This window comes from Qipengyuania sp. SS22, from assembly GCF_025736935.1.
Lineage (GTDB): Bacteria > Pseudomonadota > Alphaproteobacteria > Sphingomonadales > Sphingomonadaceae > Qipengyuania.
Map to the genome: position 1 here is coordinate 66122 of NZ_CP107048.1, position 23124 is coordinate 89245.

Consider the following 23124-nt stretch of genomic DNA (forward strand, 5'->3'; position numbering starts at 1 on the left):
TATTCATGAAAACCAGTATTGCCTCCGTCCTTGCCGTCCTGTTCGCCAGCCAGGCGGCCTATGCGCAGGATTCCGAGCCGAGCCCCAATCCGGTCGAGGAGCAGGAGGTGGATGCCTCGGCACAGGACGGCCCCGCCGAAGGCAGCGGGATCACGGTCGATGCCGCCCCGGCGACAGCCAATCCGGGAGCCGACGACGGCGAAGCCGAGAAATGGGACGTCACCGCGCCGCGTGGTGCGACGATCCGGCAAGTGCCGATCCGCACCGATGAAGGCACGTGGATGGATGTCGATGTCTCTCCCGACGGGCGGATGCTCGCGTTTTCGCTGCTTGGCGATGTCTACACCATGCCGATTACGGGCGGCACGCCGACGCGCATTGCCGAAGGGCTGGCATGGGAAGTGCAGCCGCGCTTCTCGCCCGACGGGCGGCGGATCGCCTTCACCAGCGACCGCGGCGGCGGCGACAATATCTGGATCATGAATGCCGATGGTTCGGACAAGCGCCAGCTGACCAAGGAAGATTTCCGCCTGCTCAACCAGGCAAGCTGGTCGCCCGATGGCAATTACATCGTCGCCAAGAAGCATTTCACCACCCAGCGTTCGCTCGGTACCGGTGAGATCTGGCTCTACCACGTCTCGGGCGGCGGCGGCGTCAAGCTGGTCGCGCGCGCCAATGAAGCGCTGCAGAAGGAATTGGGCGAGCCGGTCTATTCGCCCGATGGCGGCGCGGTCTATTATTCGCGCAATGTCACTTCCGGCCCGATCTTCGAATATGCGCAGGATTCGACGCAGGGCACCTTCGCCATCGAACGCTATGATCTGGCGACGGGTGAAGTCACCACTGCGGTCAGCGGCTTTGGCGGTGCGGTCCGCCCGCAGCCGTCGCCAGACGGCAAGAGCCTAGCCTTTATCCGCCGCGACAAGGACCAGACCGAGCTGTGGATCAAGGACCTCGCCAGCGGCGAGCAGCGCATGATCTACGGCGATCTCGACATGGACATGCAGGAAACCTGGGCGGTCCACGGGTTCTACCCGCTGATCGACTGGACCCCCGATGGCAATGCGCTGGTCCTTTGGGCCGGCGGAAAGCTGCGCCGCGTCGCTGCCGATGGCAGCGGTGACAGCGTGATTCCCTTCAGCGTCAACGATACGCGCGGCGTGGCCGATGCGCCGCATCCGGTCATCCCGGTCGCGCCCGACAGCTTCACTGCCAGGATCCCGCGTTTCGCCAGCGTCTCGCCCGACGGGCGGACGGTCGTGTTCGAAAGCCTCGGCAAGCTCTACGCAAAGCCGGTCGCAGGGGGCACCGCCCGGCGGCTGACCTCGGGCAGCGATGCGGCGCTCGAACTCTGGCCGTCCTGGTCGCGCGACGGACGCCGGATCACCTATATTCGCTGGACCGATGACGGGCTCGGCCAGGTGATGAGCGCCAATGCCAACGGTTCGGGCGCGCGCGCGCTCACCCGCATGCCCGGACATTACGCGCAGCCGCGCTTCTCGCCCGATGGCAGCACGATTGTCTTCGAAAAACGTTCGGGCGGGTATCTGACCGCGCCCGAATATTCGGAGAACGGCGGCATCTACCGGGTCAGCGCCAGCGGCGGGGCGGCGCAGCTTGTTGCACGCGATACCTCGAACCCGCAATTCGGTGCCGCCAGCGACCGCGTGTTCATGCTCGGCCGCAACGACGGCAAGCTCCAGCTGCTCAGCGCCGATCTCGATGGCGAGGCGCGGCAGGTCCATGCCGAGGGCGAACTGGCGACCGAATACCATGTCAGCCCGCGCGGCGATTTCGTTGCCTTCCGCGAAAACTACGAAGTCTTCGCCACTCCGCTGATGCCCGGCGGGCAAGCGGTAACCGTGGGCGAAAAGGCGAGTTCGCTGCCGGTCGTGCGCGCGTCGAAGGGCGGGGCGGATTACATCGGCTGGACGCAGGATGGCGATATGCTGACCTGGACGATGGGACCGGTGCTCTATCGTGCCAGCGTGGCGTCGATGTTCGCCAACGCACCCAAGGACAAGGACGCTCCCAAATTCGTCCCGCCGACCAGCGGTACCTCGCTCGAGCGCACGATCGCTGCCGACAAGCCGCGCGGCACGGTTGCCATCACTGGGGCGAAAATCCTCACCATGGCGGGGGAAGGCGCGGGTGAAATCGCCAATGGCACCATCGTGATTACGGGCAACCGGATCGCGGCGATCGGCCCCGCGTCGAGCGTCACGGTGCCGCAGGGGGCGACGGTGATCGATGCGGGCGGCAAGACGATCATGCCGGGCCTGGTCGATGCGCACGCGCATGGACCGCAGGGCGTCGGCGACCTGGTCCCGCAGCAGAACTGGTCGCTGGTGCAGAACCTCGCGATGGGCACGACGACGCTGCATGATCCCTCGTCGAGCGCGAGCATGATCTTCTCGGCTTCGGAGCGGCAGCAGGCCGGGCAATTGCTCGCCCCGCGCATCTTCTCGACTGCGGAAATCGTCTACGGTGCGAAGGCGCCCAGCGTCTATGCGCGGATCGACAGCTATGACGATGCGCTGGCGCATATCCAGCGGATCAAGGCGCAGGGCGGGATTTCGATCAAGAACTACAACCAGCCCCGGCGCGACCAGCGCCAGCAGGTGGTGGCCGCCGCACGCGCGGAGAATATGCTGGTGGTGGCCGAGGGCGGCTCGCTGTTCGGCATGGACATGAATCTGATTGCCGATGGCAACTCGACCATCGAGCACAATGTCCCGGGCGAGGTCTTCTACGAGGACGTGCTGCAATACTGGCAGGGATCGCAGTCCAATTACACGCCGACACTGGTGGTGACCTATGGCGGTCTTGCCGGCGATCCCTATTGGCGACAGGCGACCGACGTGTTCGACAACCCGCTGATGGTCCACACGCCGCCGCGCCAGCTGATTGCGCAGACCGCTCGCCGCGTGACTGCCCCCGATTGGGCCTTTGTCGACGACGAGGCCGCGCGCGAAGCGAAGAAGCTCGCCGAACGCGGGGTCAAGGTCAGCATCGGCGCGCACGGCCAGCAGGCAGGTGTCGGCGCGCACTGGGAACTGTGGAGCTTTGCCCGCGGAGGAATGACCGCGGTCGAGGCGCTGCGTGCGGGGACCATCGAATCCGCCCGTTCGCTGGGCATGGACCGCGATATCGGTAGCCTCGAGGTGGGCAAGCTGGCCGACCTGCTGGTCCTGTCGGCGGATCCGAGCGAGAACATCCGCAATTCGGACAAGATCGACCGGGTCATGCTGGGTGGGCGGCTGTACGATGCGCGCACCATGAACGAGGTCGAGACGGGGACTACCCGGCGCCTGCCCTATTGGTGGGAATAGCCCAAAAAAATGGCGGCGCGGGAAACGACCCCGCGCCGCCTATTTCGGCGCCTGTCCAGCCGCGGTCAGGCGGCGCGAATATGGTTCAGGAAAGCATCGACGCGGCTCTTGAGCGCGCCTGCCTGGCCTTCGAGTTCGGAAGCTGAATTGAGTACCTGGCTGGCAGCGGCGCCTGCGGCGAGGCTGGTCTCGTGGACCTGGCCGATATTGGCCGAAACCTCTTCGGTCGAGCGTGCCGCCACATCGATGCTGCGGGCCAGATCCTGGCCGGCGACCGATTGCTGGTCGACCGCACTGGCGATCGAGATGGCGGTCGATTCCAGCTCTTTGACCTGCCCGGCAATCGAACGCAGTGCGCCGACGCTGGCACCGGTGGAATCCTGCATCGCGCGGATCTGTTCGGCCACTTCCTGCGTCGCGCGGCTGGTCTGTGCGGCCAGTTCCTTCACTTCGCTGGCAACCACGGCAAAGCCGCGTCCCGCTTCGCCGCCGCGGGCCGCCTCGATCGAGGCGTTGAGCGCGAGCAGATTGGTGCGCTGCGCGATCGACTGGATCAATTCGACGATCTGGCCGACCTGGTCGGCCGAGCTGGCCAGTGCGGAAATGGTGACATCGGCGCCATTGGCGGCATCGGTTGCCTTGCGCGCGAGTTCGGCGGAATGCGAGGCCTGACGGCTGATTTCGCCGATCGACATGGCAAATTCGTCCGATGCGGCAGCCGCAGCGGTAACCCCGCCACTGGCCTGCTCCATCGAGGCCGTGACCTGGTTGGACTGGTCGGCCGCCTGGTCGGCGACCGCGGCCATTCCCGAAGCGGTCGAGTTGAGCTGGCTGGCCGCCGTGGCCACTCCGCTGACGACATCGCTTACGCCGCCCTCGAAATCGTTGGCCATGCGGATCAGTTCGGCCTTGCGTTCGGCAGAGGCCTTCTTGCGCCCGGCAAAGAGCTCGTCGAGCTTATGGCCTGAGCGCAGGAACACCGACAGCGAGCGTGCGAGGTCGCCGATCTCGTCCTGCCGGTGCGTGTCGGACACTTCGATGTCGCGTTCGCCCCGCGCGAGGCGCGCCATGCCGTCCTTGAGCGTGATAAAGGGTTCGACGATGTGCCGCAGCACGAAGTGCATGCTGGCGAACCCGACCAGCAGCGATACGCCGGCGACGACCAGCGTCAGGACCTGCGCGGTCGGGGCGAAAGACGGATAATAGAAGCCCGCCTGGGCAAGGGCGGTGATCGCTGCCAGCCCGCCAAGCGAGAAGACCGAAGCGATCCTGACCTTGGCGGCCAGCGTTCGCTGCATGAACCAGCCACTCAGTCCGGTAAGCTCTTCGCCATCCATGGCATCGGCGATTTCGACTTCCGCGATTTCGTTGGCCAGGTCGTCCGCCATGATTGTACTATGCGCGTTCATCCCCAAGCATCCCCCTCTTAAGGCTGTATCAACCCTAAGGGGGAATACTTGAAATCGCGTTAAGCTGCGCGGATGAGCTGGAGGAACTGCGCGACCTGCGACTTCAGCGTGCCCGCCTGCGCTTCCAATTCGGTCGAGGAATTGAGCACCTGGCTGGCTGCTGCACCGGTCGCGAGACTGGTTTCGCGAACCTGCCCGATATTGGTCGACACTTCATCGGTCGAGCGCGCGGCGAGGTCGATGCTGCGTGCCAGGTCCTGCCCGGCGACCGATTGCTGGTCGACCGCGCTGGCGATCGCTGTGGCGGTGGTCTCGAGTTCCTTGATCTGGCCCGCGATCGACCGCAATGCACCAACGCTGGCGCCGGTCGAATCCTGCATCGCGCGGATCTGATCGGCGATCTCTTCGGTCGCACGGCTGGTCTGCGCGGCCAGTTCCTTCACTTCGCTGGCGACGACCGCAAAGCCGCGTCCGGCTTCGCCGCCACGCGCCGCCTCGATCGAGGCGTTGAGCGCGAGCAGATTGGTGCGCTGCGCGATCGACTGGATCAGTTCGACGATCTGGCCGACCTGGTCGGCTGAGCTGGCCAGTGCGGAAATCGTTTCATCCGCGCCGCTTGCGGCATCGGTGGCCTTGCGGGCGAGGTTGGCCGAATGCGACGCCTGGCGGCTGATCTCGTTGATCGACATGGCGAATTCGTCCGACGCTGCCGCTGCTGCGGTGACCCCGTTGGAAGCCTGCTCCATCGAGATGGTGACGTTCGAGGTCTTGGTCGAAGCCTGTTCGGCGGCGGTGGCCATCGAACCGGCAGTGACCCTAAGCTGGGCCGAGGCCGAAGCCACGCCGTTGACGACTTCGCCGACGGTGGTCTCGAAGCGTTCGGCGAAACGGACCATGTCCTGTCCACGCTCACGGCGATCGGCTTCGCGTTCCTGCGACAGCTTTTCCAGCTGCCAGGCGCGCTGGAGGAAGACCTCCAATGCGCGGGCCAGATCGCCGATCTCGTCATAACGGCCGGTCGCGGGAATATGCATGTCCTTCTCGCCATTGGCGAGGCGCGTGGCGACATGCGTCATGCGGTGCAGCGTGGTCGACACATCGCGGCCGAGATAACGCGCGCTCAACATTGCGATCGCAATGCCGATCGCGGCCACCAGGAAGAAGGCGGCGAACATCCACATCACCATCGCCTGCGACCCGGCGTCCGATTCTGCACCGATACGTTCGATTTCCTCACGCGAGGTGACGGCGAGATCGACGAAATCCTGTCCTTCGAAATACACGCTGTCGGAGAATTCCTGCCACTGCTCCTGCGTGCCGCGCGAACTTTGCGCGGCGTCGATGCGCAGGCGCATCCGGGCGAGCATCGCGTCGAGCTGGTCGATCTGCGGCAGCACCGAAGGGGCGACATCGGTCACCTGGCCTTCGAGCGCGCTGAGCACCCGGTCGGTGTCGTTGAACGCATCCTGCGCGGCGACCAGATCGCTGCGCTCGCCCGAAACGGCATAACGCTGCACGAACAGGCGCCCTTCGTTGGTATCTGCCACCATCCGTTCGGCGGACACGGCCGCCGCGGTGATCGCCATGCGTTCGGTGCGCGCTTCCAGTGCGAAATACCCGCCGAGGCAGGTGGCGGTCAGGCACAGCAGCACCACGGCAATATTGGCGTGCGAGATGCTCTGCAGCTTCTCGCCGACCGAGCGGTTGGACAGCCAGCCTTTCCAGCCGGTCGCAATTTCCTCGTCCGGCGCGCTGCCGGCCGGGGGCGGATAGGCCGGGCCTCCGGGTACATTGCCGGGCGACGAAATTTCGTGTTCGGCAACCATGCCGTTGACCATGTCATCAAGCGCGCTCATGCGACCTTGGTTTCCTTGTTCTTGGATTTGCGGGCGAGCGTGATCGGCTTGCCCAGATGCTGCCCGATTTCCTCGGGCGGCATGGCTTTGAAATAGAGCCAGCCCTGGATCTGGTCGCACCCTGCGGCGCGGACCATGGCGGCCTGTTCTTCGGTTTCGACGCCTTCTGCGGTGACCGCCATTTTCATCGCGCGTGCCACGGTGATGCTGGAGAGCATCATCGCGCGGCTGCCGTCGTCCTCGCTCGCCTGGACCACCAGGCTGCGGTCGAGCTTGAGCTTTTCGAAGCGGAACTGGCGCAGGAAGCCGATCGAGGCATAGCCGGTACCGAAATCGTCGAGCGAGATCCTGACCCCGAAGCTGCGAATGACGGCAAGGCTGCGCTCGGCGACTACCGGGTCGAGCACGAGGCAGGTCTCGGTAATCTCGAGTTCGAGGCGATGGGCATCGAAGCCGGTTTCCTCGAGGATATGCCCCAGCTGGATCGGAAATTCGGGATTGCGCAATTGTGCCGCGGAAATGTTGACCGACAGCGTAATGTCGCCCCACGCGAGCGCATCGCAGCAGGCCTGGCGCATTACCCACAGGCCGATCGCATTGATCAGCCCGCTTTGCTCGGCAACCGGAATAAAGACATTGGGGCCCAGTTCCTTGCCGTCGGGACGCGCCCAGCGGAGCAGGCATTCGACGGCCACGATCTCGCGCGTATTGCTGTCGACCAGTGGCTGGTAGTGTACGCGGAACTCGTCATTGGCGAGCGCATGGCGCAACTCGTCATCCATTTCCTTGAGCTCTTCGCGGCTGCGGTCGAAGCTGGTGTTGAACCAGGTGCAGCGCATCTTGCCGCCCTGTTTGGCGGCATACATCGCAATGTCCGCGCGGCGGAGCAATTCGGAGGAGGGCACGTCGTCCTGCATGGTCCGGCGGGCGAGACCGATACTGGCCCCCAGTGTCAGCCGGCGGTCCTCGACATGGATGGGCTTGGTCAGACGGTCGATGATCCGGCGGCACAGTCCTTCGAGGAGCGTTCCGGCGACCGGCCCGCCGATCATCATCGCATATTCATCGCCGCCAAGGCGATAGATTGTCGCCTCGCCATCGCTGACCTGCTTGAAGATTCCGGCGCATTCGCGGATCGCGGCATCACCGACGAAATGCCCGTAATGGTCGTTGATCTGCTTGAAGCCATCGAGATCGATCATCGCCAGAGCGACTTCATGGCCCTGCCGGTATTCTTGCTGGATATCGAAATGCAGTGCGCGGCGATTGGGCAGCAGAGTGAGGCTGTCGCTGCGTGAGAGCTGGTCGACGCGGCGCAGGTAGCGCACACCGAGATAGGCGCAGATGGCGGTGGCGACGCTGGACGCGAGCGCACCGAAGCCGAGAATGACCGACGGCGAGCTGAAATCGAAGTGACGATTGGCCAGCGCCACCAGCCAGGTCAGGATGAAAATGCCCACGAGCGCAGCCATCGGACCGAAGATGATCGTCCGCGTGCCGCCGCATTCGTCAGACTGGTACGAGCCCACCGTCATCCCTCAACACGCGCCTCTTATTACGATCCTTGCAGTGACTTAGAGTTCATTCGCTAAATAAGGGTAAATCAGCAGTTTACCTTGCCGAAGGTTCGCCGGATGAGGTTAGAACACGGCCGCGCGCTGGCGCGGCTGGGCGGCCATGGACGTGTCTTCGTGAATTGGCGCATAAAGCGACGATCCGAATTCGGCGGGCTTGAACCTTTCGGTCTGTCCGACCACTGTTTCACCCGCTCCGAGCATCAGCCAGCCATCGTTTGCAATACCACCGGCAAGCCGGTCGAAAGCGGTCGCGCGCGTCTGCGGGTCGAAATAGAGCAGGACATTGCGGCACATCACCAGGTCGAACCGACCGGGCGAGGGCGGAAAGTCGAGGATGTTGTGCTGCTGGAAGCGCGTCATTGCGCGAATCCTGTCGGTCGCCTGCCAGTGCCCCTTGTCCTCGATAAAGAAGTTCAGCATCTGCGCGACACTGATCCCGCGCTGGATTTCGAACTGGGTATAAAGCCCGTCGCGCGCGGTATCGATCGCCTTGCTCGACACATCGGTGCCAAGGATCTCGATCGTCCAGTCGGCCCAGCGGGCGGGCTGTTCGGCGAAGATCATCGCCAGGCTCAGCGCTTCCTGTCCGGTTGAGCAGCCGGCCGACCAGATCGTCAGCCGCTTCCGTGCTTCGCGTTTGCGCGCAAGGTCGGGCAGGACCTGGTTGGCGAGGACCGAGAAATAGGCGTTGTCGCGAAAGAAATAGGTCTCATTGTTGAGCAGGGCTTCGACCACCCTGGTCGCCAACTGCTGCTCACTGGGGCGTTCCAGCATGCAGGCGAGCTGATCGACATTCTCGATCTCGAATTCGCGGAACAGGCCGGACAGCGCGCTCGAAACACGCCAGCGGCGCCCTTCCGTCAATTGCTGTCCGGTACGCTGTGCAAGAAGTTCGCCGATGATGCGATGCGAAGCGTCGTCTACCGCCATGCGTCGGCTCCCGCGCTCGCGAGCAACTCGTCGGCGAGTTCGGCCGGGGGCAGCACGGCAGCCGCCTGTCCCAGTTCGGTCACGGCGCGGGGCATGCCCCAGACAGCACAGGTTTCGGCATTCTGGGCGAAGATCGTCCCGCCCGCGGACACGATCGACTGGGCGCCGTCGCTACCGTCGCGGCCCATGCCCGACAGCAGGACGCCGGCGACATGCCCGTCATAGGCCTCGGCGAGCGTATCGAACATCGGATCGACCGAGGGCATGCAGCCGCTCTTCACCGGATGATAGGCGAGCCCGAGCGTGTGGGAACCGCCCGATTTGCGCACCACCATATGGCCATGGCCGGGTGCGATATAGATCTTGCCGCGTTCGATCCGCACACCTTCGTCCGCGAGGACTGCGGGCCGTTTGGCGGCTATCTCCATCTGCTGGGCGAACACGGGAATGAAGCTGGGGGGAAGATGCTGCGTAACCAGGATCGGCAGGTCGAAATTCTTTGGCACCTGGGCGAGGAAAAGGTTGAGCGCGTGGATCCCGCCGGTCGAGGCACCGATGGCGACGATCTGCGGCGGCTTGCCGAGTCCCTTGGTGGCAGGGGCGGCGGAGTTCGCGTCGGGCGCGATGCCCTTGAGCGCGCGGATCTTGCCCAGCAGGGTCGACTTGTAATCGTCGTTGAACCCGCCCGGACGCGGCTTGAGCATCGTGTCGGCGGCCCCCAGCGAGAGCGCCTTGACGGTCGCTTCCGCGCCATCGGCGGTGAGCGAGGAGATAACGAGGACCTTGGTGTCGGGTGCGACTTCCAGGATCTTGGGAAGCGCTTCGAGGCCTCCCATGCCGGGCATCTCGAGGTCGAGCAGCATGACGTCGGCAGTCGCCGAAGCCAGCTCGCTGAGCCCGCTTTCCGCCGTGTTGGAGGTCGCGACGATCTCCATGTCGGTTTCAAGCCCGATCATGCGCGTGAACACCGTGCGCACGGTGAGCGAATCATCAACGATCATTACCCGCACCGGATCGGCGCAAGTCGGGTCGGAGGTGTCGGAAGCTACGGGTTCGGAACGGAGAAGCGCGCCCATGTCACGCCTCCTCAGGCCATGCCGACAAGCTGGAGCTTGATCTGCAATGTTTCGTGGTCGAACGGCTTCATCACATATTCGTCGGCGCCCGCGCTGATCGCTTCGCGGATATGCGCGACATCGTTCTCGGTCGTGCAGAACACGACCTTGGGCTTGTCGCCGCCATCACGCTGGCGCAGCTGGGTGATGAATTCGATACCGGTCATCACCGGCATGTTCCAATCGAGCAGGACCACATCGGGCATCCCCTCGGCGCATTTGTCGAGGCCCTCCTGGCCGTTCTCGGCCTCCTCGACATGGAAGCCCAGCGTCTCGAGAATGTGCCTCGAAACCTTCCGGATGACGCGCGAATCGTCGACGATAAGGCAAGATTTCATTTCAGAACCCTCTGGTGTTTCCCACCAATTCCTAGCTTGAGTAGGTAACTATTAGCTTAAGCCGCTTGCGCGATCGGTCCCGCAACCAGTGCTTCGACATCGATCAGCAAAGTCGGGCCGCCATCGGTTTCGACCATGCCGCGCGCCGCGGCCTGCCAGCCCTCGCCAAAACCGCCGGGGACCCCGACCGGCTCGCTGCGGGCCTCGCCCACATCATAGGCCTCATCGACCAGCAGCGCATAAAGATGGCCTTCGATATCGACCACTGCGGCGCGCTGGCCCGATGTGTCCTGCCGGCCATCGAAGCCAAGCGCGACGGGGCAATCGATCACCGTCAGCGCCTGGCTGCGCAAGGCGGTCAGCCCGCGGATGAAGGATGGCACGCCCGGGATGGGGGTGATGTCGTCGATCTCGATCACCGACTGCACGCGAATCGCGGGGATCGCAGCGCGGCGCCCGGCGATCAGGCACATGAGCAGGAGTTCGTTCATGCTGTCTTCCCCATACGAGCTTGCTTGAGCGCGTCGAGCAATGCGTCGCGGTCATAGCGGTAGATGGTGTCGTCCGCGGTCTCGGGTTGTTCGGGTTCGGGGCGCAGGCGGATCACGCGGCGCGCCGGACCGCTTGCAATGGGCGCGTTCTCGGCGAGTTCGATAGCGACATCGGCTTCCTCGCTTTCGTCGGTCGAGACGCGGTAGCCGGCGGCTTCAACCAATGGTTCGAGAATGGTCCGAGCCCAATCGCTCTCGGCGGGCAGGCGGCAGGACATCGGCTGGTCGGTGCGGCGCGGTGCGTGGTGCCTGGCGAACAGCGCATGGCCGTCGATCACGGGGACCGGCTGGTCGCCGATCAGTGTGACGCCTTCGACCGACGTATCGCCATGCGAGGGGATGATGTCGCCATCCATATCGGCAGCGTCGAGCACTTCGCGCACCACATAGACCAGTTCGCATTCCCCATCGGACAGGCGCAGCAGGCGGCACTTGTCTTCGGGCAAGTCGCCATATTCCTGGCCGACAAGCGAGAAGATCGCCCCGTCGATGACTGCCTGGGCGCGGACGCCCTCGATGTCGATCGCTTCGCGTGCAATCGTGTCGATGCGGCGGACCAGTTCGAGGCGGACGGCGCGGCGGCGGCCGTCGAGGCCGGTGAAGAGCATGACCGGATGGGTCTTGCGGCGTTCGACCTGTTCTTCCTCGACCACCCGCGTCGAACTGCGCATTTCGTTCACCAGCTCGCGCTGTTCCGCGATACTTGGCAGGTCGAGCAGCATCATTGGACGGCCATCGTCGAGCAGTGTGGTCCCGGCATAAAGCCTGGTTTCCATGATCGCGGGCGCGATCGGCTTCACCACCACGTCCTCGTGGTCGTAGACCCGGTCGACTGCGAGCGCGAAGACATCCTCGCTGGCAAGGCGGATGAGGACGAGCGTCTTGTCCTGCCAATCGGTGTCGTGATTGGCGTCCGTACCAAGGATTTCGCCGAGCGAGAGGCATGGCACACGCTTGCCGCGGAAGGTCATCAGCTGGCGTTCGCCCGCTTCGGCAAAGTCGACGTGGTCGCTCGACCCGAAAACGATTTCTTCGACATAGCTGCGCGGGATCGCGTAGCGCTGGCCATCGCTTCCCACGGTCAGCGCGGCGATGATGCTCAGCGTGAGCGGCAGTTTGAGATAGAAGCTGGTGCCTTCGCCCGGCTTGGTGGCGACGTCGATCGAACCGCCGACGCGTTCGATATTGGCGCGTACCACGTCCATGCCGACGCCGCGGCCCGATACCGAACTGACCTCGTCTGCGGTCGACAGGCCGGGTTCGAAGATCAGGTAATGCCGCCGCCGTTCGGACATCTTGTCGACTTCGGACTGGCTGTAGATACCCGCTGCAACGGCCTTGGCCGCAAGCCGGTCGGTGTTGATCCCGCGCCCATCGTCGGTGATGGTCAGGGTGATCTGGTTGCCTGCCTGACGCGCGGCGAATTTGAGCAGGCCGATCTCGCGCTTGTTCGATTTGAGGCGTTCGCCCGGGCTTTCGAGCCCGTGATCGATGGCATTGCGGATGATGTGGGTCAGCGGATCGCGGACCATCTCGACCATCTCGCGATCGAGTTCGACTTCGCCGCCCTCGAAATCGACCATGACCTGTTTGCCGAGTTCGTTCGACAGGTCGCGCACAAGCCGCGGCAGCGAGGTGAACAGGTGTTCGAGCCGCTGCATGCGCATGCGGGTGATCGAGGTGCGGACATCGGCAAGGATCGCGCTGAGGCGATCGAACGGGCCGTCGATGGTCGGCTGTTCGCCCGCTTCGCGCAGGCGCCGCGCGAGGTCGTTGCGCGCCAGGACCATGTCCGACACGCCCTTCATCACCTCGTCGAGCAATTCGGTGGGCAGGCGGATGGACCGCTGGACGCCCGCATTGGACGCAGCCTTCGGAGCCGCGCCTTCTTCGCTTGCCTCGGTCGGTGTTTCGGGAGGGGGCTGCGACGATGCGCCGCCGGTGACTTCGATCGTTGCGCCTGCCTGCAATGCGGCAATCAGCTGGTCGTCCCCGCCCTCGGGATACTCCTCGCCCGCCTCGATGGAATCGGTCATCTCGCTGATGCGGTCGATGATCGCGAGAACGGCGGATACCAGTGCACGGTCGGGTTCGCGGCGTCCGGAACGGCATTCGGCAAGCGTGTCTTCGGCCGCGTGGCTGAGCTTTTCCAGCCGCGGAAAATCAAAGAAACCGCAATTGCCCTTCACTGTGTGGACGAAGCGGAAAATGGTATCGAGCCGCGCCTTGTCAGAAGGATCGGCTTCCCAGGCGACGATCTCGCCGCCGCTCGCTTCCAGCATTTCGCGGGTTTCGGCCACGAAATCCGCCAGCAGGTCATCCATCATTGTAAGCCCCTCGTACGATGCGAACGGCTATGGACGAGGATGGTTAACTATTGGTTTGGGCGGAGCCAGCCTTTTCGGAAGGTGCGCGCAGCACGCGCCAGACGATAAACGCGGCCAGCGCCCCACCGGCCAGATTGGCGACCAGTTCGGCGGCATAAATCGCGGGCGAGCCCCAATATGCGCGCAGCACCCAGCCGAACGGCAGCATCACCAGGAACACCCGCGCGGCGCTCTGCGCGAGGGCGAAACCCGCCTTGTCGACGGCATTGAGCGCGCCATTGGCCACGATCAGCAGGCCGAACCCGGCATAGCCCCACACCGAAATCGCGAGATAACGGGAGAATTCCTCGATCACCGCAGGATTGTCAGTGAAGATGTCGGCAAACCAGTCACCGGTGAAGAACAGCACCAGCGCGGTCGCGAGGCCATAACCGATGCAGAACAGCCCCGACCACCACATCGCCCGGCGCGCGCGATCGGGTCGCCGCGCGCCCCAGTTCTGTCCCACGATTGCGCCGATCGATCCCGATAGTGCGAGCAGGGGAACGACTGCGAAACTCTGCAGCCGTCCGGCCGCACCGAAACCCGCGACCGCCGCCTCGCCCTGGCTGGCGAGCAGCGCGGTAAGGACCGATAGGCCGATCGGATTGATCGCGTTCGAAAAGGCGGCGGGGGCGGCGACCGAGAGGATCGCCTTGCTCGAAGCGCCGACATCGCAATCGCGGATCGCAGCGGGGTGGATGTGCAGTTTTGCGCCCCGGATCAGCCACAGCGCGACAAGAATCGCGATGAAGAACCCGGCAATGGTCGCATAGGCGGCACCGGCGATACCGAAACCGGCAATACCGAACGCGCCGGTGATCAGGATGGGATCCAGGATCCAGTTGGCCACCGAATAGGTCAGCGAGACATAGCTGGTCTTGCGCGCCTCGCCCTGTCCTCGCAGCACGCCATTGAGCCCCATCTGCAGCAACATGATCGGCAGTCCCAGCGCATAGGGGCGCATGTACTGGCCGATCAGTGGGAGCAGGTTTTCCGAGGCCTGCATCAGCCGGAACAGCGGATCGAGCAGCAGATAAAGCCCCAGCCCGAGCAGGAGCCCGGCGACCAGCGCGAAGACCGCGCCGAAATTCGCCCGCCGCTCGGCGCGCGAAACGTCGCCTTCGCCCAGCGCGCGGGCGATGACCGAATTGATGCCGACCATCACGCCGACGCCAAGGCTCGAAAGCGCGATGGTGATGGGGAAAATGAAACTGACTGCGGCCAGTTCCTGCGCGCCCAGCTGGCCGATGAAATAGGCATCGATCAGCCCGACCGACATGATCGCCGCGACGCCGAAAATCATCGGCATCGTCTGGCTGACAAGATGGCCGCGAATGCTCCCGCGGGTGAGTTTGGCCATCTCGCTCATCGCGCGCGGCGTTAGCGGGGCGGGGCTACCTTGCATAGCGCCAAGTCCTGCCATCTTGCGGACTCGCGCCCGCCCGTGCGATACAGGTCCTCAAACAAAACCCCTTACGGAGAGAGCTTGCCATGGCCACGCAAATGAAGACCCGCGATTTCGAATGCAGCGATGCCGAATGGCAGGCGCGGCAGGATCTGGCGGCATGCTATCGCATCTTCGACCATCTCGGCTGGGGCGAAAGCATCTACAACCATATCTCGGTAGCCGTGCCGGGCGAGGAAAACGTTTTCCTGATCAACCCCTTCGGGCTGCTTTACGACGAGGTCACCGCGTCCAACCTGGTCAAGATCGATGTCGAGGGCAACAATGTCGGCCCGTCGCAATATATGGTCAATAAGGCGGGCTTCACCCAGCACGCCTATTTCCATGAAAAGCTGGGCACCCGCGCCAATGCGATCTGCCACGTCCACACCACTGCCACGATGGCGGTGTGCAGCCACAAGGACGGGCTGGTGCCGACCAATTTCTACGCCTGCAATTTCCAGGGGCAGATCGGCTATCACGATTTCGAAGGCGTCACCGTCCGCAGTGAAGAGGGCGAGCGGCTGGTCCAGAACCTCGGCGATCATTCGATCCTGATGCTGCGCAATCACGGCCCGGTGGTGATGGACAAGACCATCCAGGGGATGTTCGTGAAGATGTGGGCGCTCCAGCGGGCGTGCGAAATCCAGATCGCCACGCTCAGCCAGGGCGAAGCCAATGTGATCTCGCAGGATGTGGTCGACGTGCACCAGCGCGACCTGTCGGTGATGCAATCGCAGGGCGGCGCAGGCGTGTTCGATTTCGAAGCGTGGAAGCGCCGCGTGTCGAAAATCGACGACAGCTGGAAATCCTGAACCCGGCCACAGGCGCAGGACGTAAGGTACAGCGCGCATGACCGGAATGACCGTCAACGGGAAGCCGCTCCGCTTCCTGATGGATCCCGACACCCCGCTGCTGTGGGCGCTGCGCGATGCGGCCAATTTGACCGGCACCAAGTTCGGCTGCGGCGAGGGTGATTGCGGCGCGTGCATGGTCCATGTCGATGGCGAGGCCCTGCGCAGCTGCCTGATCACCATTGCCGAAGCCGAAGGGCGCTTCATCACCACGATCGAGGGGCTGAGCCGCGACCGTTCGCACCCGGTGCAGCAGGCAATGGTGGCCGAACAGGCGATCCAGTGCGGCTATTGCACGCCGGGCATCGTCATGGCGGCGAGCGCGCTGCTCGCCAAGAACTCCGCGCCGTCCGAAGCGGAGATCAAGGCGGCGATCCCCAATCTGTGCCGCTGCGGGGTCTATCCGCGGCTGGTCCGCGCGATCCAGCGGGCGGGGCGGGTGACGCGGCGGACCGAGACGATCAGCGCCGCACCCGCGCCGGGGATCAGCGCCGGGGACGCCGCGCAGGAAGTCCCCGCGATCAGCGCCCCCGAACCAAGCGAATAGCCGGGCGCGCGCAGCCGCGCACCCGGCCATCGGTTCAATATTCGCCGTCGGCCTCGGCTACCTCGGCCGCCGCAGCGGCACCTTCGGCAGTGGCCCGGGTGATAAGCTGCTGGGCCTCGGCAATGGCATCGGCTTCGCTTAGTTCGCCATCCTTGATCTCGTTGGCGATGGTCAGCAGGCGGCCCGAAATGACCGTGCCGGTCTGTGCCTCCTCGGCAATTGCAATCCCGCCATTGGCCTCCGCCACCGCGTCCCATTGCTTGCGCACGGCTGCCCAGTAATCCGCGGTCGCCGCCCAATAGTCGTCGGCGGCGGCGACATTGTAATCGTCGAAATGATCATAGGTGTTGAGGACATATTCCTGCACCACCGGCGCCAGACCGTCCTCACCCGCACTGTCGGGCATCATCTTGGTGTTGTCCTGCCAGTGGATCCAGCCGGTGGGGGTCAGCTGGTGGCGGTTGATCGAGGCATAGCGATCGTAGACCGGGTCACGCACCGCATCGCGGCGGGCAAGCGGGCGCCAGGTCCAGTTCGAACGCCAGCGGCGGATGCCCTGGCTATCCTGCCATTCGCCCCACCCGGCATAGCGCGGGCTGTCATCGACCTGATAGACCGTTTGCGACCAGCGGCCATTGCGCAGCCGTTCGGGCATTTCCATCCATTCCCAGCTGTTGGGGCCGGTATAGGCGAGGATTTTCTCGGGCTCGTATTCCCAATCCTGGCGCCAGTGCTTGATGACGAATTCCTCGCCCTCGGCGCCGACCACCAGCAGATGCTGGAGGATGATCTTGGTGCCGGTATCCTCGATCACGCGGACCGACTCGTGCCCGCCCGAAGTCTTGCGGTCGAGCGGTTCGTATCCCGCCATCCACGGCGTCGATTCCTGCATATCGAAGCGGACCTTGTAATCGCCCGCCATGCTCAGGATGGTGGCGCGGTCGCGCTCGAACTGCGCGGTTTCGACTGCTTCGCCGCGGTCCGCAATCGGGCCATCAGCCAGTGCTGGCGCGGCGACGAGCGCGGTGGCGAGCAGGGCGGTGCGAAAGAAAGTTCGTATGTTGGTCATGGTGTCCTCCCTCAGAACTGGAAGCTGAGCGAAACGCTCGCATTGCGGCCGGGCCGGGTATAGGCGTCGGTCGTGGTGGATGTGGCCGAGAGACCCCTGACGTCCTGCCAGTAGGCGTATTTCTCGTCGAAGATGTTGAAGATACCCGCGCGCAGTTTGAGCGCGTCGGTCACGGCGAAGAACGCCGTTGCGTCGAGGATAGTGAAGGCATCGGGGCGATAACCGCCGTCGGTTTCGTCGAGCGGTTTGCGTGCGTGGTGCGTCGCGATCAGCTCGCCGCCGAAGCGGCCCTGCGGCTCGCGATAGCCGATGCCGACCACCAGATTGAGCGGATCGATCGTGTCGAGCGGGCGGGGTGCGGCGCCCGGGGACAGGATGTCGCCATCGGCATAGGCGATCGCGAAGCGGCTGTAGAAGCCGTTGCCCATGCGGAAATTCGCCTTGGCTTCGACGCCCTCGATCTCGACTGCATCGTAATTGACGAACTGGTACTGCGCCGGGTCCATCGGGGTGAACGACCCGCCCACGACCTGCTGGCTGATGAAATCGTCATAGTCGGCAGTGAAGGCGGCGATTTGCAGCGACACTGCCTCGGTCGAAAACTTGATCCCGGCTTCCCAGCTCTCGCTGGTTTCGGGGCCGAGATCGGGATTGGGCAGCGAGGTGTAGCCGAATGCGAGGTTTTCGAAGAAGTTGTTCACCTGGTACGGTGTCGGTGCGCGGAAGCCCTGCGCGTAATTGCCATAGAGCAGGACATCGTCCGCCAGCTTGACCGTCACGCCCAGCTTGGGCGACAGGCGATCGTCGCTCTGCGCCGACCCAGCGAAGCTCGGCAGCAGCGGGTCGTCGGTCGGATCGAGATCGTAGAAGTCGTACCGTAGCGCGGGAAACAGCGTCACCGCCCCATCGAGGAAGCTGAATTCGGTGGCGAGGAACACGCCGCCGAGCATGAAGTCGGTGGCGGGGAAGGCGCGCGTCGGGAACACCTCGCCAAACGGCGGTTCGGTGCCGTCGCGCAGGCCCTCCTGCCGCGTCCAGCTGACATCGCCGCCAAAGGCGAGCGTGGTGCGGAAGGCATCGTCGCCGAACACGCTGCGCGCTTCGGCAGACAGGCCGTAGACCTCGTTCTCGAAGGTGTTCAGCCGTTCGCGATCGGGACGCGGCGTAGCGCTGACGGTCGAGCGGTCCTCGTCGGTGAACTGCACATCCTCGCCCGTCTGGTAGTAGGCCGCGGCATGCGCGTAATCGATCGCGCCTTCGCCGACGTAGGTCCAGTCGAGCGACACGCGCCCGCGCTCGGTGGTGTCGCGCGCGGTCAGATCGTCGACGATCCAGCTGGGGGAGGGACCGAAGAGGAAGGCCGGACCTTGCCCGGACAGAATATCGGTAGCGACCTCGGTTTCGAGATATTCGCCCGACAGCCGGAACCGGTGCGCGCCGGTGTCCCACACCAGCTTGCCGAGGAATGCGTTGGATGTCCCGTCCTGCGGGTTCGGCAGCGTGCGTTCGCTGCCCAGACCGCCGACTTCACCGGCGTTTTCCAGCTCGTGAAAGTCGCGGCGGGTGTAGGACAGCATGGCCGAAAGATCGCCGAACAGGCCTGCGATCGCTGCGGTCTCCGTGAACTCCTCGTCGGCGCTCGAATAGGAGGCACGGGCAAAGCCGCCGAACCTCTGTCCCGCTTCAACGAGGTCGACCGGGTCGCTGGTGGTGAAGCTGATCGCGCCAGCCAGCCCGTCGCTGCCGTAGAGTGCGGAGGCGGGGCCGCGCAGGATCTCGACCGATTTGACCAGCGAGACATCGGTGTACCCGCCGCGTCCGGCATCCTGCGCGCCAAAGGAAAAGCCTTGCGGGCTGCGGATGCCGTCGACCTGGATCAGCACGCGATTGCCGCCGATGCCGCGGATGACGAAGTCCTCGTTACGGGCGCGACCGGTGGCGCCGAGCGCGGCACCGAAGCGGGCGGGCGCGCGGCGCACCGATACACCGGGTTCGTAGCGCACGAGGTCCTTGATGTCGGTGGCCAGCTCATCGGCGATCTGCTCGTCATCGATGACGGTGATTGTGGCCGGGGCATCCTCGATCTGGAGCGGGGTGCGCGTGGCCGTGACGACGATCTGGTCATCCCCCGGCAAATCCTCCTCGGCAGCGATGGCCGGCGCCGGAACACTTGCTGCGGCCAGCGCGGCGAGTGCAGAACCCAGCTTGAGTGCGGTCTGCCGCTGGCCTGCCGCCATGCCCGAGGCGCGCGCAGTGCGTTCGAATGTCGATCCCATGATTTCCCCTGTTGATGCTGTTTTGCGTCCGCGGTGCTGATATTGCGACTCACTCGCATTTGCAAGACGTCTCTGGGAATTTCGACATTTGCCCTCTTTCCGTCAGCGTTTGGCTGGCGTAGCGAGCCGGAAAAGGAGATCGACCGATGAAAGCGACTATCTGGCACAACCCGAAATGCGGCACTTCGCGCAAGACGCTGGCAATCCTCGAGAACCTGTCGCGGGTCGAGGTTGAGGTGATCGAATATCTGAAGGATCCGCCGAGTGCGGAGAAGCTGGCGCAGCTCTATAAGGATGCGGGCATCGCGCCGAACGCGGGCCTGCGCCTGCGCGGAACCGATGCTGCGGAGCGTGGCCTGCCCGAGGCTTCGGCGGCGGATGTATTGGCGGCGATGGCGGCAGACCCGATCCTGATCGAGCGTCCGCTGGTCGAAACCGACAAGGGCGTCCGCCTGTGCCGGCCGCAGGACACCGTGCTCGAAATTCTCTAGCGGCGGTCCTGCGTCAGCGCAGCGTCGGCCTGCAGCGCGCGAGAGCCATAGACGAACACGATCGCGCACAGTGCGACGATCAGCCCAAAGCCGAGCCAGTCGGAATGGTTGTACAGCCAGACGCCCAGCGCGGGCGCGTAGATGAAGCTCGCGCCCGCGACCGAGGCGGTGACCCCGCCCGCCTGGCCCTGTTCGGCGCGGCTCAACGCCAGCGACGTTCCCGACGTATTCCCGGGCCGGAACAGGCCGAAGCCGAGCGAGGCGATCGAATATCCCAGGGCGATGGTATGAATGGTCTGTCCCAGGCCCAGCACTACCGTGCCGGCCGCAGCGATGGCGATGCCCCATAGCGAAGCCGCGCGCGGGCCGAGATTGAGGCGCGGGATCAGGCCCCATTGCGCGAGCAGCGTGGCAATCGCACCCGCCATGAGCACGAGCCCGACCGGTCCGGCTCCCGCCGCGGGATCGTCGCGCAGGCCAAGGCGGTCGAGCACGAGGAAGCCCGCAATCCCCAAGATCATGGCCTGCGCATGCCCGCCGAGCAGTCCCGAGATCACCCAGGGCCGCAGGCGCGGTTCGAACCAGCGCAGCTTGCCCGGCACACGCCCGTCGCCCTCATCCTCGTCCTCGGAAACGTCGGCAGTCGGACTGCCGGAATAGGGCGCGTCATAGGCGCTCCCGCGCGCGGCGAATTGCGGTTCGTCATCGGGCAGCCGCAGGCGGAGCGCGATCAGCGTGACCAGCCCGATCAGCGCAAAAACCAGAAACGGTCCGGCCAGGCCCAGCACGGGCATCACCATGAGCGGGGCAAGTGCGGGGCCGATCACCGTACCGAGCCCGAAGCTCGACGCAATCAGCGACAATGCCTGGGTGCGTTCCGAACGCGGGGTGCGGCTGGCGACATAGGCCTGGACCGCGGGCGGCGCGGCGCTGCCGAACCCGCCATAGAGGCTGCGCGCGGCGGCAAACAGCATCAGCGCCCAGAACGCGGGCAGGATGCCCGCCAGCCCCAGCCACAGCATGAGGCCGCACAGCAGGAAGCTGGCGATGAAGCCGAGCATGCCCAGCGCCATCATCGCCTTGCGCCCGCGCTGGTCTGATCGCTGGGCCCAGATGGGCGCGCAGATCACCCACAGGAGCGCCGACCAGCTATAGGCGAGGCTGATCCACACATCGTTCACGCCCAGCGACGTGCCGATCGAGGGCATCACCGACTGCATCGCCGTATTGCCCGCCGCAGTGGTCAGCATGACCGCGAATAGCAGCGCCATCCGCCCGCGCGGAATGGTACGCGCCGGGCGTGCCGGAGACGGCGGTGCCAGCGGGGCGGTGGGGTCGACATCGGCCATCGCCAAGGCGGTAGGCGCGCGTTCGCCTCCTTGCAATGGCACAGCGGGGCTGGCAAACCGGCAGTTCAGTGAAACAGTCACAGGGTACGCGATTTTGACCGGACATCAGGGCGTTGGCACCATTTCGCGGCCACGGCTGCGCACACGCGCGGCGCGTTTCTTCGGCCAGTGGGGGGTGTTCTTCCGCGGCTTTGTGGAAGAACCACGGATGGTCGGCTCGATCATCCCGTCTTCGCGTTTCACGATCCGCAAGATGCTTGCCCCGGTCGAATGGGACCAGTGCGAGGTGTTCGTTGAATACGGCCCCGGGGTCGGGACTTTCTGCCAGCCGGTGCTCGACCGCTTGCGCCGCGATGGTACGCTGATCGTGATCGACACCAACCCGCTCTATATCGATTATCTGCGCAAGCATTTCCGCGACAGCCGCTTCCACGCGGTCCACGGGTCGGCCGCCGATGTGGTCGAGATCGTCAAGGCGCATGGCCATGACGGCGCCGATTACGTGCTGTCGGGCCTGCCCTTTTCGACCCTGCCCGATGGCGTCGGCCCGGCGATCGCGCAGGCGACCTATGACGTGATCCGCCCGGGCGGGGCCTTCCTCGTCTATCAGTTCTCGGCCAAGGCGCGCGACTTCATGGCGCGCCATTTCCGCCGCATCGATCGCGGGTTCGAACTGCTCAACGTGCTTCCCTGCCAGCTCTTCTGGGGCTGGAAGGACCGCGAAAGCTAGTCTTCGGCGTCGGGTACGGGGGCGTCGGGCACCGGGGCGTCGGTCAGGCGGCTGAACTGCGTGTGCACGGCTGCCATCACGCACACCATCAGCACGATCATCACCGCGTTGAGCAGCCCCGATACGATCGCCTCGCCCAGCAGCGCGCCCTGTTCCCCGGCAAGAGCGAACACGAGGCCGAGAACCAGCGAAACCACCGCCGATACTACGATGAAGGCGACCGTCAGCAGCAGGTAGAACAGGAACAGGCGCATGCTGTTGCCGCGCGTCAGCGACCACGAGCGTTGCAGCGCCTTGACCGGATTGAGTTGCCCCTCGATCGCAATGACGGGGGCGGCAAGCGACAGCTTGGTCACGATATAGCAGATGACGACGAAGGCGATGATCCCCGTGAGCACGACGAGCGCGTTCAAACCGGTGAGCGCGCCGACGGTCAGGAGCAGCGTGGCGACGATCACGATCAGCGCGGTCTGCAGCAATTGCGCCCCGATATAGCTGGGGACCGAGCGCGCGCCGGTCGCCAGCGCTTCGCCCACGGTGGGATTGGCGCGCCGCCGGACCAGGGCCAGCATCGCCAGCAGCCCAACGCCCTGGATCAGCGCGAGCAGCAGGAATACCCACCAATATTCGAGATACAGCTTTGTCACCGCCGCCATCACGGTTTCGAAGTCACCGCTCGCCTGCGCGCTTTGCATAGTGCCCATCTCGGGCACGGCGATCATGAAGCCGGCATAGGGCAGGAAGAAGAAGACGCCCGCCAGCACCGCCAGCAGGCTTATATTGCGCGACAGCAGCCCCATGGTGTCCTTCCACGCGGTGTCGAGATCGAATTTCATCCAGCGGGTCTCCCGTTTGCCCCTTGATAAGCGCTTCGCCAGTCGCCACGC

At 64.7% G+C, this 23124-nt stretch carries 18 protein-coding genes; 5 read left to right on the forward strand and 13 right to left on the reverse strand.

Annotation, left to right across the window (positions count from 1 at the left end; translation table 11 throughout):
* The first annotated feature begins 5 nt into the window (after positions 1-5).
* The gene (locus N6L26_RS00335; RefSeq protein ID WP_263606085.1) at positions 6-3332 is read left to right on the forward strand and encodes an amidohydrolase family protein; all 3327 of its coding nucleotides are present in this window, start codon (positions 6-8) and stop codon (positions 3330-3332) included.
* A gap of 65 nt (positions 3333-3397) precedes the next feature.
* Here the strand turns inward: N6L26_RS00335 and N6L26_RS00340 are convergent, their stop codons facing one another.
* The 9 genes from N6L26_RS00340 to N6L26_RS00380 form a co-directional block, all read right to left on the reverse strand.
* Complete coding sequence (locus tag N6L26_RS00340; RefSeq protein ID WP_263606086.1) at positions 3398-4720, reverse strand: methyl-accepting chemotaxis protein; 1323 nt, start codon at positions 4718-4720, stop codon at positions 3398-3400.
* Positions 4721-4800: 80 nt separating this feature from the next.
* On the reverse strand, positions 4801-6597 hold the full coding sequence (locus N6L26_RS00345; protein WP_263606087.1) for a methyl-accepting chemotaxis protein: 1797 nt from the start codon (positions 6595-6597) through the stop codon (positions 4801-4803).
* On the reverse strand, positions 6594-8132 hold the full coding sequence (locus N6L26_RS00350; protein ID WP_263606088.1) for a putative bifunctional diguanylate cyclase/phosphodiesterase: 1539 nt from the start codon (positions 8130-8132) through the stop codon (positions 6594-6596). Before N6L26_RS00350 ends, N6L26_RS00345 begins: the two co-directional genes overlap by 4 nt.
* Positions 8133-8237: 105 nt before the next feature.
* Positions 8238-9104 carry a CheR family methyltransferase gene (locus tag N6L26_RS00355; RefSeq protein WP_263606089.1) on the reverse strand — a complete coding sequence of 289 codons (867 nt, stop codon included), beginning with the start codon at positions 9102-9104 and terminating at the stop codon, positions 8238-8240.
* Complete coding sequence (gene cheB, locus N6L26_RS00360) at positions 9095-10180, reverse strand: chemotaxis-specific protein-glutamate methyltransferase CheB (protein ID WP_263606090.1); 1086 nt, start codon at positions 10178-10180, stop codon at positions 9095-9097. The genes N6L26_RS00355 and cheB overlap by 10 nt, the downstream gene beginning before the upstream one ends.
* Before the next feature lie 11 nt (positions 10181-10191).
* The gene (locus N6L26_RS00365) at positions 10192-10557 is read right to left on the reverse strand and encodes a response regulator (protein ID WP_263606091.1); all 366 of its coding nucleotides are present in this window, start codon (positions 10555-10557) and stop codon (positions 10192-10194) included.
* 56 nt (positions 10558-10613) lie between these two features.
* A complete protein-coding gene (locus tag N6L26_RS00370) occupies positions 10614-11048 on the reverse strand; it encodes a chemotaxis protein CheW (protein ID WP_263606092.1) in 435 nt (144 codons plus the stop codon).
* Positions 11045-13435: a chemotaxis protein CheA gene (locus tag N6L26_RS00375; protein ID WP_263606093.1), complete on the reverse strand. Its 2391-nt coding sequence runs from the start codon at positions 13433-13435 to the stop codon at positions 11045-11047. Before N6L26_RS00375 ends, N6L26_RS00370 begins: the two co-directional genes overlap by 4 nt.
* A 43-nt stretch (positions 13436-13478) precedes the next feature.
* Positions 13479-14846 (reverse strand): MATE family efflux transporter, encoded by a 1368-nt coding sequence (locus N6L26_RS00380; protein ID WP_263606094.1) that lies wholly within the window; start codon positions 14844-14846, stop codon positions 13479-13481.
* A 122-nt stretch (positions 14847-14968) separates the two neighbouring features.
* Here N6L26_RS00380 and N6L26_RS00385 point away from each other — a divergent pair, with 122 nt between their 5' ends.
* Together N6L26_RS00385 and N6L26_RS00390 are read left to right on the forward strand one after the other, a co-directional pair.
* Positions 14969-15736, forward strand: coding sequence for a class II aldolase/adducin family protein (locus N6L26_RS00385; RefSeq protein ID WP_263606095.1), 768 nt, complete (start codon positions 14969-14971; stop codon positions 15734-15736).
* Positions 15737-15773: 37 nt separating this feature from the next.
* Positions 15774-16322: a (2Fe-2S)-binding protein gene (locus N6L26_RS00390; protein WP_263606096.1), complete on the forward strand. Its 549-nt coding sequence runs from the start codon at positions 15774-15776 to the stop codon at positions 16320-16322.
* Between the two features lie 34 nt (positions 16323-16356).
* On the opposite strand, the gene N6L26_RS00395 is transcribed toward N6L26_RS00390, so the two are convergent.
* Together N6L26_RS00395 and N6L26_RS00400 are read right to left on the reverse strand one after the other, a co-directional pair.
* Positions 16357-17391: a DUF6607 family protein gene (locus N6L26_RS00395; RefSeq protein WP_263606097.1), complete on the reverse strand. Its 1035-nt coding sequence runs from the start codon at positions 17389-17391 to the stop codon at positions 16357-16359.
* Between the two features lie 11 nt (positions 17392-17402).
* On the reverse strand, positions 17403-19667 hold the full coding sequence (locus N6L26_RS00400) for a TonB-dependent hemoglobin/transferrin/lactoferrin family receptor (protein WP_263606098.1): 2265 nt from the start codon (positions 19665-19667) through the stop codon (positions 17403-17405).
* A 146-nt stretch (positions 19668-19813) separates the two neighbouring features.
* On the opposite strand from N6L26_RS00400, the gene N6L26_RS00405 reads away from it, so the two are divergent.
* The gene (locus tag N6L26_RS00405) at positions 19814-20158 is read left to right on the forward strand and encodes an ArsC/Spx/MgsR family protein (protein WP_263606099.1); all 345 of its coding nucleotides are present in this window, start codon (positions 19814-19816) and stop codon (positions 20156-20158) included.
* Here the strand turns inward: N6L26_RS00405 and N6L26_RS00410 are convergent.
* Positions 20155-21507, reverse strand: a complete 1353-nt coding sequence (locus tag N6L26_RS00410; protein ID WP_263606100.1) for an MFS transporter — start codon at positions 21505-21507, stop codon at positions 20155-20157. The two genes, N6L26_RS00405 and N6L26_RS00410, sit on opposite strands and share 4 nt — an antisense overlap.
* A 121-nt stretch (positions 21508-21628) precedes the next feature.
* On the opposite strand from N6L26_RS00410, the gene N6L26_RS00415 reads away from it, so the two are divergent.
* A complete protein-coding gene (locus N6L26_RS00415) occupies positions 21629-22237 on the forward strand; it encodes a class I SAM-dependent methyltransferase (RefSeq protein ID WP_412071356.1) in 609 nt (202 codons plus the stop codon).
* Here the strand turns inward: N6L26_RS00415 and N6L26_RS00420 are convergent.
* A complete protein-coding gene (locus tag N6L26_RS00420) occupies positions 22234-23073 on the reverse strand; it encodes a glycerophosphoryl diester phosphodiesterase membrane domain-containing protein (RefSeq protein WP_263606102.1) in 840 nt (279 codons plus the stop codon). The genes N6L26_RS00415 and N6L26_RS00420 overlap by 4 nt on opposite strands.
* Positions 23074-23124: the final 51 nt, after the last annotated feature.